The organism is Streptomyces sp. NRRL S-87 (assembly GCF_000719335.1).
GTDB lineage: Bacteria > Actinomycetota > Actinomycetes > Streptomycetales > Streptomycetaceae > Streptomyces.
Genome location: NZ_JOGB01000075.1, coordinates 20029 through 32415 on the forward strand (window position 1 = coordinate 20029; position 12387 = coordinate 32415).

9 protein-coding genes are annotated in these 12387 nt (G+C 74.0%); 5 read left to right on the forward strand and 4 right to left on the reverse strand.

Translation table 11 applies throughout. The features are described 5' to 3' along the window. Position 1 precedes the first annotated feature (1 nt). Positions 2–1288, forward strand: coding sequence for a CHAT domain-containing protein (locus tag IF43_RS0131960; RefSeq protein WP_030208994.1), 1287 nt, complete (start codon positions 2–4; stop codon positions 1286–1288). Beyond that, entirely contained in the window at positions 1285–2685 is a 1401-nt protein-coding gene (locus IF43_RS0131965) for a hypothetical protein (RefSeq protein ID WP_030208997.1), read from the forward strand. The genes IF43_RS0131960 and IF43_RS0131965 overlap by 4 nt, the downstream gene beginning before the upstream one ends. Before the next feature lie 77 nt (positions 2686–2762). On the opposite strand, the gene IF43_RS0131970 is transcribed toward IF43_RS0131965, so the two are convergent. Beyond that, the gene (locus tag IF43_RS0131970) at positions 2763–3710 is read right to left on the reverse strand and encodes an AraC family transcriptional regulator (protein ID WP_030209001.1); all 948 of its coding nucleotides are present in this window, start codon (positions 3708–3710) and stop codon (positions 2763–2765) included. A 143-nt stretch (positions 3711–3853) separates the two neighbouring features. On the opposite strand from IF43_RS0131970, the gene IF43_RS0131975 reads away from it, so the two are divergent. From IF43_RS0131975 to IF43_RS0131990, 3 genes are all read left to right on the forward strand, one after another. Next, positions 3854–4570 carry an SDR family oxidoreductase gene (locus IF43_RS0131975; RefSeq protein WP_030209004.1) on the forward strand — a complete coding sequence of 239 codons (717 nt, stop codon included), beginning with the start codon at positions 3854–3856 and terminating at the stop codon, positions 4568–4570. A 1822-nt stretch (positions 4571–6392) separates the two neighbouring features. Beyond that, entirely contained in the window at positions 6393–6767 is a 375-nt protein-coding gene (locus IF43_RS43790; RefSeq protein ID WP_324605142.1) for a hypothetical protein, read from the forward strand. Positions 6768–6959: 192 nt separating this feature from the next. After that, positions 6960–7619 (forward strand): SDR family oxidoreductase, encoded by a 660-nt coding sequence (locus IF43_RS0131990; protein WP_030209009.1) that lies wholly within the window; start codon positions 6960–6962, stop codon positions 7617–7619. Here the strand turns inward: IF43_RS0131990 and IF43_RS0131995 are convergent. The 3 genes from IF43_RS0131995 to IF43_RS0132005 form a co-directional block, all read right to left on the reverse strand. After that, positions 7513–8865 (reverse strand): MFS transporter, encoded by a 1353-nt coding sequence (locus IF43_RS0131995; RefSeq protein WP_078910613.1) that lies wholly within the window; start codon positions 8863–8865, stop codon positions 7513–7515. The genes IF43_RS0131990 and IF43_RS0131995 overlap by 107 nt on opposite strands. 93 nt (positions 8866–8958) lie before the next feature. Beyond that, a complete protein-coding gene (locus tag IF43_RS0132000) occupies positions 8959–10635 on the reverse strand; it encodes an MFS transporter (RefSeq protein WP_051796580.1) in 1677 nt (558 codons plus the stop codon). A gap of 108 nt (positions 10636–10743) precedes the next feature. Continuing rightward, positions 10744–12090 carry a chloride channel protein gene (locus IF43_RS0132005; protein ID WP_030209024.1) on the reverse strand — a complete coding sequence of 449 codons (1347 nt, stop codon included), beginning with the start codon at positions 12088–12090 and terminating at the stop codon, positions 10744–10746. Positions 12091–12387 lie beyond the last annotated feature (297 nt).

Genomic DNA, 12387 nt, shown 5'->3' on the forward strand with positions numbered 1-12387 from the left:
GATGCGGACGGTCGTCAGCTTCGCGCCGTTCGGTCAGGGCACCGCCCTGACCCTGGTGGAGGCCCCGGTCTCGATCCCGGGCGTCGGCATCCCCGAGTTCACCGAACTCCCGGTACCCGTAGGTACGTTGAGTGAGCGCGGGCGAGTGCTGCGCGACCTGCTCGCGCTGCACCCGTCCGTCGGCCAGGGCATGGCCAGCGCCGTCGCCCTGCCCGCGGGGGCCGCACCGAACCCGCTGTACTTCCACGTCGTCTCCGACCGGGCCGACGAACTGCCGTGGGAGGAGCTCTTCGACCCCGAGAACGGCTTCCTCGCCCTGGACTCCCGCTGGCCCATCGGCCGGATCGCCAAGGTGGTCCGACCCGTGCCGGCGCGCTCCTTCGTCCCGCCGCTGCGGATCGTCGCCGTCCTGTCCGCCGCACGGGAGGACGGCACCAACCAGCTGAAGGGCCTGCTCCGGGCCGCGACCACGCCCGCCGCCGCCTCGATCGGAGTGCACGTCCACGTCATCAGCGCCCAGGAGGCGGTCCTGGACGCCGTACACACGGCCGGCCTTGCGGAGGTCTCCGCCGAGGTGCTGCCGGCCACGGCCCCGGAGCTGGAGGGCCGCATCACCGCGGCCCGGCCGCACCTGCTGCACCTGCTCTGCCACGGCGGGGCGGTCGCCGGCGTACGCACCCTCGCCTTCGCCCACACCGGGGACTTCGAGGCCGAGGCGCCCACCGGCTCGGTCCTGCTCAAACTGCCCCAACTGGTCAACGTCCTCAAGCCCTCCGCCGCTTGGCTGGTCGTCCTGTGCGCCTGCCAGAGCGCCGAAGCCGCGGACGGCCCCGCGCTCGCCCACGACCTCGTCTCGAACGGGATCGCCGCGGTCGCCGGCATGCGCCGCATGGTGGACCTGCGCGACACCGACCGCTTCTGCGCGGCCCTGTACCCCGAGGTCCTCGCCGCCGTCGGGCGCGCGGTGGCCGACGGGCCGCAGGAGGAACGGGAGATCGACTGGGCCGCGGCCTTCACCGCGCCGCGCGTCGTGCTCGCCGGCGCCGACCCCGAGCAGTTCGACGCCTGGACCGACCCCGTCCTCTACGTCCAGCGCAACCCCCTCACGGTGTTCCCCGGGTCGCCGAAGCTCTCGCCCGCCGACTTCGCGACCCTGCACGGCGTCCTCGACTTCTGGGAGGAGTTCGTGGCCCGCTTCGACCCGGCCACCGCCGACCCGGCACTGCTCGCGCACGCGAAGGCGCGGATCGCCGCCGTCCGCGCACAACTCGCCGAGGAGGAGACGTGACGCTGCCGCAGGAGCTGTTCCTGAACGCCTGGACCGGCACGCAGGCCGCGCACGGCGCACTGGCCGACACGGCGCTGGGCTGGGGCGCGCGCCCGCAGGGGATACCGCGCTCGCAGAAGGTCCTGCCCTTCGAACCACCCGTGCCCGTGACCCGGTGGTCCCACCCCGACATCGGGTACGGCGTCCTGATCCCCGACGACGACTCGCCGGGCCTCACCCCCGCGCAGAAGGCCGCGGGCGTGGACGCCCCCGAGCCCGTGCGCGCCCTGCTGGCCGCCCGCGAGGGCAGCGTGCTGCTGCGCTGGCGGGACCGGCCCGAGGGCGACCGGTTCCTGCGCCGCTACTTCCCGGACGGGTCCGAACAGGACCCGGCCGTCGGCATGTCGACCTTCGGTGTGGGCAAGGACCGGCTGCCCAAGTACGTCGCGATCGTCGGCGGACCCGAGACCATCCCGTGGTCGGTCCAGTACTCCCTGGGCACCCGGCACGCCGTCGGGCGCATCCCGCTCGCGGGCGACGGCCTCGCCCACTACGTCGACGCCCTGATCGGCGACTGGCCGGGGACCACGACCGCCTTCGACCGGGCGCTCGTATGGACGGTGGACCTCAGCCCGACGGACATGACCAACCTCATGCGCCAGGTGATCACCCAGCCGCTGGCCGACAAGCTGGTGCCGCCGCCGCTCGCCGACCTGCGGCAGCTGACCGGTGACGAGGCCACCACCGCCGCCCTCCTCACGGAGCTCGAAGCATCCCGGCCGGGCCTGGTGGTGACCTCCGGCCACGGTCAGGTCTCGCCGCTCGACGACCCCGCCGCCCTGCGCGCCGTCCTCGGCCTGCCGGTCGACCAGCACCTGACCCCCGTGCCGCTGACTGACCTGGCCGCAGGCCTGCCCAGCGGCTGCGTGTGGTTCGCGCAGGCCTGCTGCTCGGCCGGCGGCGCCGGCCGGAGCCTGTACAAGACGCTGCTCGACCCGGACGGCTCCGCGTTCGGGACCGTGGCGGCGGTGGCCGGACTCGGCCCCGTGGTGGCCCCGGCGGCCCTGGCGGCGCTGGGCCGCGAACGCCCCGTACGCGCCGTGGTCGGGCACGTCGAGCCGACGTTCAGCTGGACCCTCACCGTGGCCGAGACCGGCCAACGGCTCGGCGAACGCATCGTCTCGGCCCTGACCCAGCAGCTGTACTCGGGCGTCCCCCTGGCCCAGGCCTTCGCCGAGTACCGCGCCGACATCGGCCAGCTGCACACCGACTGGCACGCCCTGAGCGACCGCCTCGCCGGGGGCGACCGCAGCGTCCGCGAGGAGATGACCCGCATCCGCCTGTCCGCCGTCGACCGCCAGAGCCTGGTCCTCCTCGGCGACCCGACGGTCACCCTCCCCGCCCTCCTCCCGGCCTAGTTGTGTTGCCCCGTGAGACCGGGCGGGCCGATCAGGCGGCAGATCTCCGGCAGGCGGCAGATCGCCGGGCCCTGCCGTCAGTGGTGTCCGTCCGGTTCGTCGGCCGCCGTCCTGACCTGCTTGCGGTAGGCCCCCGGCGGCGCCCCGAAGTGTCGTTTGAAGGCCTTGGCGAAGGCGAACTCCGACCTGTACCCCGTGTGCTGCGCGATCGTGCTCAGCGGGGTCGGGGACCGGTGCAGCAGCCGGGCCGCCGTGGCCATCCGCCAGTTGGTCAGGTAGGTCAGCGGCGGTTCGCCGACCACCGAGGTGAAGCGGCGGGCGAACGCCGCGCGGGACAGCCCGGCGCGGGTGCCCAGCGACTCCACGGTCCAGGGACGGCCGGGATCGTCGTGGATCGCCTTCAGGGCCGGGGCGACCGCCGGGTCGGTCAGCGCGGCCGCCCAACCCCGGCTGCGCTCCTTCGGCAGTTCGGCGTACCACGACCGGAGGATGTACAGCAGCAGCAGATCGACGAGCGCCGTGACGACCGCGTCCGACCCCGGCTGCGGTGCGTGGAACTCGGCGCACAGCTGGTCGACCGCCGAGCGCAGCACCGGGTGGCGGCCGGGAACCGCGGGGAGGTGGACGACCTCCGGCAGATCGCCGAACAGCGGATGCGGGCGATCGACGTCGATCGCGTACGCGCCGCACACCAGCACCGTGCGCGGCCCCGGTCCGTCCACGGTGACCTGGCCGATCGGCGAGGAACGGTCCACGCGCTCCGGTACGAAGTCCACCGGATCGCGGCCGGGCACGTCGCACAGGGTGTGTCCGCTGCCGCGCTGCAGGAACACGATGTCGCCGGGTCCGAGCGCGAGCGGCCGGCCGTGCGGTGGCAGCAGGTGGCAGTGCCCTTCCACGACCACGTGGAACCCGGCTCCTGAGAGGGGTTGGAACCTCAGGGCCCACGGGGCGTGCGCGTCGGTGCGGGTCACCATCGGGCGTCCCGTACGCAGGACTTCGAGGGTGTCGCTCAGGATGTCCATGACGCCACTCTAGTGCCGACATGGCGAGACGATCTGACAGGAAATCAAGACTTCAAGTCATTCAGCGTCTCGTTGTGGAGCCGTACGTTCTTGCCATGGCGGTTGCCGAACCACGGCACCGCGTCGACGAAGGAACGGATCCCATGTCTCTGGCCGGCAAGAAGATCGTGATCATCGGTGGCACCTCCGGCATCGGCTTCGCAGTGGCCCGACAGGCCGCGGCGGCCGGCGCGGACGTCGTGGTCGCCTCCAGCAATCAGGACCGCGTGGACGCCGCGACGAAGCGGTTGGGGGAGCCGGTCGAAGGCCGCCGCCTGGACGTCGCGGACGGCCACGCCATCGCCGCGTTCTTCGAGCAGGTCGGGGAGTTCGACCACCTCGTCTACACCGCGGGCGAATCCCTGCTGATCAAGCCGTTGGCCGACACCACCCCGGAGGAGGCCAGGGCCGTCTTCGAGCGGCGGTTCTGGGGCGCGTTCCTCTCCGCCAAGTACGCTGCACCGCGACTGCGCGACGGCGGCTCGATCACGTTCAGCTCCGGCGTCCTCGCGATCCGCCCCCTGTCCGGAACCGCGCTCACGGCGGGCATCACCGGCGGCATCGAGGCCCTGTCCCGGGCGCTCGCCGTCGAACTCGCCCCGCTGCGCGTCAACGTGATCCAGCCGGGTGTGATCCGCACCGAGCTGTGGGACGGCAGTGTCCCGGACCCGGAGGCCTTCCTCCAGGGCGCCGGGTCCGAGCTGCTCACGCGGCGGGTCGGCACTGCCGAGGAAGCCGCGGCGGCCTACCTCTTCGTCCTGGCCAACGCCTACGTCACCGGCACGACGCTCGCGGTCGACGGCGGCGCGGCACTGGTCTGACGCCCGGCCGGGTTCAGTGGAGGTACGTGTACGTCGTGTCCGTCTCGGCGCCGCCGCTCATCCCGGCGGCGCCGGTGGCGTCGTGGTGCCTGCGCACCCGCCGGGCCTGCGGGAGGCCGCCGTTCCCGTGGAGTACCCCGTTAGGTGGGCGCCGTTGGGCCGATGTGTTGACAGTGGTCTGCGCCCCCAGAGGGGATGCGTCCGCACAGGGAGACCGCTGGGGGAGGCTCGTCCCGCGACCGGGGCGGCGGCGGCCCCGGTCGGACGTACCTCTCCCAAGGAGCGCTTCATGAGTCGTGAGCACCGGACCAGGGCCGTCCTCGGCCCCCTGCCCCGGAACGGGGCCTGGTTGGCGGGTGGCGCCCTGGCCTCGCTCTCCCTCGTACTGGCCGGCGTCCTGAGCCCCTTGGCCGCCGCGGCGGGACAGGCCGGACGCGGAGTGGCCGCGGCCCGTCCCGTCGCCGGCGGCGACTGCAGGGGGAGGCCGCACCACGACGAGGCGGACCCGCCGAGGTCCTTGGGCGGAGGCGACGGCGACGGCGGCCACGTCAAGTGCCCCGGCGCTACGGGCGCTACGGGCGCCACGGGTCCGACGGGTCCCCAGGGTGCTGCGGGGGCTACGGGTCCGACCGGTCCGCGGGGCGCCACCGGCCCCACCGGCCCGGCGGGCGTCGGCACGGGGACGACCGGCGCCACAGGTGCGACCGGTCCGACGGGACCGCAGGGCGCCGCGGGGGCGACGGGTCCGCAGGGAACGACGGGCAACGGCGGCGCGACGGGCGCCACGGGTCCGCGGGGTGACACGGGCGCGACGGGGCCGGCCGGTCCGGCCGGTACGGGAGCCGGTGCAACGGGCTCGACCGGCCCGCAGGGTGCTGCGGGCCCGACCGGCTCGACCGGTGCGACGGGCCCGACCGGTCCTACGGGCTCGACGGGTGCCACCGGTGCCGAAGGCGCGACGGGCGCCACCGGTCCCACGGGGCCGTTCGGGGACACGGGTCCGACGGGTGCGCAGGGCGAGTGGGGCCCCACGGGCCCCACGGGCCCCACGGGCCCCACGGGCCCCACGGGAGACACGGGTCCGACCGGTTCCACAGGTCCGACCGGCGACACGGGCGCCACGGGTCCGTCAGGTGCGCCGGGTGTGACCGGTGATACGGGGGCGACCGGCCCCACAGGGCCGGTCGGTGACACCGGTCCGACGGGTGCGCAAGGCCTTACGGGAGTTACGGGCGCCACGGGCGTTACAGGTCCGCAGGGTGAGAGCGGTCCCACCGGCGCGACGGGCGACACGGGCCCTGCCGGTGCCACGGGTGCCACGGGTGACTCCGGCCCGACGGGTACGTCTGGGCCTACGGGGCTCACCGGCGCGACGGGCGTGACGGGCCCGCAGGGCGAGACCGGTCCCACGGGCGCGACCGGGGTCACCGGCGACACGGGTTCGACGGGTCCTACGGGTGTGATCGGTGACACGGGTCCGACAGGTGCGACGGGCGCTACTGGCGCGACCGGCGTGACCGGCCCGCAGGGCGAGACCGGCGCTACCGGTCCCACGGGCGTGAGGGGTCCCACGGGTGATACGGGTCCGACCGGCCACACGGGCGCGACAGGTGCCACGGGTGATACCGGGGCGACGGGTGCGACCGGTGTTACCGGCCCGATCGGCACCACAGGCGCCACCGGCACCACAGGTGCCACTGGCGCGACGGGCACGGGTGCCACCGGCGCCACGGGTCCGACCGGTGTCACCGGCGCGACCGGTGCCACCGGTCCGGCGGGTGCCACGGGCGACGCCGGCGCCTGTGACGACATCGACACCATCGTGCCGGGGAGCAACGGGCAGTTCGGTGCTGCGATCAGGAACGGTGTCGCCTACGGCGGTCGGGGCCCGGCCACCGGCGGAACCATTGTCTGGCAGAACCTGAGCACGCTGCCCGGCTACCCCACCACCGGCGGTCCCTTCTGCTCCATCGCCATCGGGGCCCAGGGCAACGACGCGTGGATCAGGTTGATGTCCAACAGCGGACAGGTCTACCAGCTCCACGTGGCCATCAACGGCGCGGCCTTCACCCCGGACGCCACCGGTTGGACGCCGAACGGGCCGCTGCCGGCCGTGCAGCTCCGTGGTGCTCACGCCGGCCCGGTGTCCGGGGAGCTGTCCTTCGGGTACGCCCCGAACACACCTGACCTGCCGTAGGACCCCCCGCAGCACCCCAGGACGGTCCGACGGCCCCGGCCGTCGGACCCTCGGGACCAGCCCCGGGGCGGCGGTTGGCTCCCCAGCCGTTCCCCGTGCTCGACTCTGGCCGGTTTCGTGCCCCACGGCACCACCCCGATCGTGACATTCTCGCCGGCGAGCCCGCCGTGCCCGCCACGAAAGGATCCCGCCATGCCCGTCGCCCTGATCACCGGTGCCAGCTCCGGAATCGGCGAGGAGTTCGCCCGCCAGCTCGCCGCCACCCACGACCTCGTCCTGGTGGCCCGCGACGTCGCCAAGCTGGAGCGGCTCGGGGCGCGGTTGCACGACACCCACGGCACGCGCGTGGACATGCTGGAGGTCAACGCCGTCGCCAAGGTCCACTTCTCCCTCACGGCCGTCCAGGCGATGCTCGCCCGCGGCAGCGGCGCCGTCATCAACGTCGCCAGCGTCTGCGGCATCGCCCCGGCGTGGGTCGACTCCCTCTACGGCACCAGCACCGCCACCGTCCTGCGGCACACCGAGGAGATGGCCTACAGCAGGGCCCTGCGCACGTCCGACGTGAAGATCATGGCCCTGTGCCCGGGGGACGTCCTGACGGACTTCAACAACCGGGCCGGCATCCCCAACAGGACGGACTGGGGATGGGTCGACGTGGGCGTCCTCGTCCGCGTCACACTGGCCGACCTGCGCAAGGGCAAGGTGGTCTCGGTCCCGACGGCCCGCTACAAGCTCCTGTCCTCCCTCATGAAGATCTTCCCGAACAGCTGGTCGAGGATGTACGGCTACGACCTCGGGCAGCAGCATCCCGGGCTCCCGGGCGCCGCGCAGCGGTCCTCCGCCACAGGCTGAGGAGTCCACCGCCGCCCCCCGCGCCGCGGCGTGGCAGGAGCAGCGGGGTCGTCAGCAGCAGCAGGCCGGCCAGGCCGAGGGCGGCGCGGAGGCCGAGGACGGCGCCCAGGACGCCCCAGGTGGCGGTCAGTACCGCGGTGGTGGCCCTGGTCGTCACCCCCCAGGCCGACAGGGTCCGGGCGAGGCGGTCGGTCGGGGTGTGCTGCAGGCGGTACGTGGCCTGGACGGGGTTGAAGACCGCGCAGCAGAAGATCAGGACCGACTCGACGCCGATGACCAGCGCCAGCCCCGACGCGCCGGGCCGTACGAAGACCAGTCCGAGGGGCCACAGCGCTCGCAGCGTCCCGGCCGTGACCAGGACCCGGTCCTGTCCGAACCGGGTGACCAGCGGCCGGGCCAGCCGAGCGCCGAGGAGCCCGGCGACCGAGGGTACGGCGAAGGCGAGCCCGTACTGCCAGGGCGTGAACCCGAGCCGGCCGAGCATGAGGACCGCGAGCAGCGGTTCGGTGGCCATGAGCAGGCCGTTGAACAGCGCGGTGTTGAGGAACAGCGGGCGCAGCACCGGGTCGCCGAGCACGTACCGCCAGCCCTCGAGCAGGTCCCGCGTCCGCGTGCGCGTGGCCTCCCGGCGCGCCGGGCGCTGCTCGTCCCCGCGCATCGCCCGGATCCCGAGGGCCGAGAGCAGGTAGCTGACGGCGTCGGCGAGGACCGTCGCCACCGGGCCGAGGAGCCCGATCGCCGCGCCTCCCAGGGGCGGCCCGACGATGGTCGTCGTCCAGGCCGTGGACTCGAAGCGGGCGTTGGCGACGAGCAGGTGGTCGGCCGGCAGCAGCGTCTTGAGGTGGGCGCCGGAGGCGGCGCGGAAGGTGATGTCGGCCGCCGCGACCACGACCGAGACCAGCAGGAGCTGGACGAAGGTGAGCGCGCCGAGCGCGTACCCCGCCGGGACCGTCAGCAGCGCCGCGCACCGCACCAGGTCCATCGTGATCATCAGGGGCCGCTTGCGGCGGAACTCCGTCCACGGGCCCAGCGGCACCGCCAGGGCGGCACCCGCCGCCGCCCCGACCGAGGAGAGGGTCGCGACCTGGGCGGGTCCGGCGTGCAGGACCTGGACGGCGATCAGCGGGAACGCGCCGAAGGCGAGCCAGGTGCCGAGCGCACTGGCCCCGTACGCTCCCCACAGCCACCCGAAGTCCCGCCCCAGCCGAGGCCCGCGGACGCGTCCGAACCGCTGCCGGCTCCTCATCCCGTGACGCCCCCCACCCCGCACCCGCCCACGCGACCGGTCCCTGACCGGACGTGCCGGAGCGGGCACCTTACCCGACGCCGGGGAGGCGGATCACGCAGGGCTCGCGGTCCCGTGCGGGTCGGGTGGCGGGGCCTCGGTGCCGTCGGCGGGGTCAGTGTCGGCGCGCGGCGGTGCGGTGGGGATGCGCTGGGTGAAGAACAGCGCGAGGACGGAGGTGAGCGCGAGCACGGCGAGGGCGGCGCGCAGGCCGTCGAGCCGGGCCTCCTCGTTCGCGTCCAGCGCGGCCTGCGCGGTCTCGGGCGGGACGCCCGCGTCGTCCATCGCCGTGTGGAGCTGGGCGTCGGACAGGAACGGCGCGCCGCCCGCGAGCTGGTGGGTGGCCTGGCTCTTCACCTCGTCGGGAAGCGCGGGGTTCGCCTGGATGGTGGTCAGGAACGAGCTGGTCAGCGCGGTGATCATGATGGAGCCGGCGAGTGCGGTGCCGATCGAGGCGCCGAGGTTGGTGACGGCGTTCTGCAGACCGCCGACCTCGGCGCTCTGCCGGTCGGGGACGGCCGAGACGGTCACGGCACCGAGCTGGGAGGCCAGGGCCCCCATGCCGGCGCCGATCAGCAGCAGCGGCACGGTGACGATCTCGGGGCCCGCGTCGACGTCCAGGGCCGCCATCAGGACGACCGCCCCCGCCAGGAGGCAGAAGATCCCGATCCGGACGACGCGCCGGGGCGAGGCGTCCGGGAGGAGCCGGGGGATGAGCGTGGCCGCGGCCAGCAGCGACACGGACAGCGGCAGCAGCCGGGCGCCGGTCGCCAGGGCCGACAGTCCGAGGGCCACCGACAGGTACAGCGGGACGATGAAGAACACGCCCATCTGGACCAGGTACTGGAAGAACAGCGCGGTGAGGCCGCCGGTGAGCTGCCGGTTGTGCAGGAACTCCGGCCGGACGAGGGTGTCCTGGCCGCGCCGGTCCAGCCGTGCCTCCCAGCGCAGGAAGACCCACACCAGGAGCAGGCCGGTGAGCATGAGCCAGACGACCGGGGAGACGCCCAGCCAGACCGGGGCTCCGGGCTTGACCCGGAACCACCCCCACTCGCCCGCGCGCAGCACGCCGAAGACGAAGGTACCCAGTCCGGCGGCCGACAGGACGGCGCCGACCAGGTCGAACCGGGGGCGCTCGGCGGCCGGGGCGTCGGCCAGGCGGCGGGCGAGGACCAGGATCACCAGGACGAGCACGACCTCGCCCGCGAACACCCAGCGCCAGGAGAAGTACGTCGTGGCGAGCCCGCCGACCAGGGGGCCGACCGCGATCGCGACCGCACCGGCGGCCGCGACGAGCCCGTACGCGGTGGGCCGGCGCTCGGGAGGGAAGTTGCCCGCCACCAGGGCGACGATGGCCGGCAGGATCAGCGCCGCACCGACGCCCTCGAGGAAGGACCAACCCACCAGGAGCACCGTCAGGTTGGGAGCGAGGGCGGTGGTCAGCGACCCGCAGCCGTAGATGGCACAGCCGATCATGAACGCACGCCGGCGGCCGATGAGCGTACCGACCTTGCCGCCCGGGATCATGAACATGGCCATGACGAGGGTGTAGGCGGTGATCGCGCCCTGGATCCCCGTCACGGTCGTGCCGACGTCCTCGGCCACGGTCGCGATGGAGACGTTCATCACCGAGCTGTCGAGCGCCATCAGGAACTGACCGGCGGCGAGCGTCAGGAGCACCAGGGAGGACGGTGCCGAGGCGGACGCGGAAGAGCCTGCGCGTGATGCCATGAACGATGATTCTGGCACCGGCCGCACCGTCCACCGCGGTCCCGCCCGCCCCTCGGCGCGCCGCCGGTCCGCCCCGCGGGCCCCTGCCGGTACGGCTGCCCCCCGGCGTCAGGGTCGCTGCGGTGCGGGGCCCTGCGCGGGGCCTTGTGCCGGGCCCTGGGCGGGACTCCGTGCGGGGCCGGCGGGTTGTGCGGCCGGGGCGGCGGGGAGCCGGGGGCCGGGCGGGAGGAGTTCGGCGATGACGAACGAGATGACCGAGGCGAGGACGACGAGTGCGACGGTCTCGACGTTGCCGAGGAGGAGCACGACGAGGACGACGCTGCTGACGGGCACGCGGAGGGCGGCGGTGACGGAGGCGGCCATCCCGGCCGCCATGGCGGGAACCAGCCCGAAGCCGGGCAGCGGGGCGACCAGGGCGCCCATCGCCCCGCCGAGGAAGAGGGCGGGGAAGACGGGACCGCCGCGCATGCTGCCCAGACACAGGCTGTACGCCATCGACTTGAAGACCAGGACGGCGATGAGGGCGCCCACCGACCAGGCCTGGGGGTTCTGGGCGAGCTCGTTGAGGGTCTGCTCACCGGAGAGGGCGGCTTCGGCGGGGGAGCGGCCGGTGGCCAGGGCGTAGAGGGTGATGCACACACCCGCGCCGAACGCGCACAGGACCGTGTTGCGCACGGTGTTCTTGGAGGTGAAGAGCACCGTGTAGCGGCCGCCGGTGAAGATGAAGTGGACGAGGACCGCGAGCACCGGGGCGAGGAGGAGGACCCACACCAGATCGGGCCAGTCCAGGGGCGGCGGCGTGGGCAGGCCGGTGTCCAGGCTGCCGGTCTCCAGCCCCGTCCAGTGGACGAAACCCGTGAAGATGAGGTCACCCACACCACTGGCCAGCAGGGCCGGCAGCATGACCGCGAACAGCTGGGGCCCGCCCACACCCGCCACCTCCATCAGCAGGACCGCACCGACCACCGGGTTGCCGAAGAGGGCGGAGATGGCTGCCGCCGCTCCTGCGGCGCCGAGGATCTCCTTCGTGGTCTGGGTCTCCGGGACGCGGATCAGATGGGCCAGGAAGAGCGCGAGCCCGCCGCCGAAGGCGATCAGGGGCGCCTCGGGACCCAGGACGGTGCCGAGGGGCAGGCCGACCAGCGCGGCGATCACGACCCCGGGCAGCGCCTGCTTGCTCATCCCGCCCGAGTGCAGTCCGCCCGCCGGGATGTGCCCGCCCCGCCCCGGCATGTACGCGACCACAAGCCCCACGACGAGTCCGGCCACCGCCATGGGCCCCAGCGCCCACCACCAGGGAGCCTGGTCCCAGCCCAGGTCCTTGGGCCACTCGACCCAGACCAGCTGCTGCAACTGGTGGATGGAGACCAGGAACCAGAACGCGAACAGTGCCACCGGCAGACCGAGCAGCCCGCACAGCACCAGCGTCCGGCGGTACTGAGGCCGGCGCAGCATGGTCCGGAGCAGGTCGGCCTCCTGGGGCTGCCCGGGGTGCGCGCCCGCGGAAGGACTGGGGGGTGTCGTCGTGGCGATGGGGTCCTCCTCGAGCTGTCTCGCGCGCGCGGCGGCGACGAGTGGCCCACGGCTGCGGTGGCGGTGGCGTGCCGTCAGCCCCGGACCGGCGTCCGGGGCTGACGGCACGCGTCTCACGGGGTGGTCGTCTCGGCTGCTTCTGCGGCTTCGAGTGCGGCGAGGACGGCTTGGATGTGGAGGCGTCCGGAGGCGACGAGTTGTGCGCCGCTGCGGCGGAGG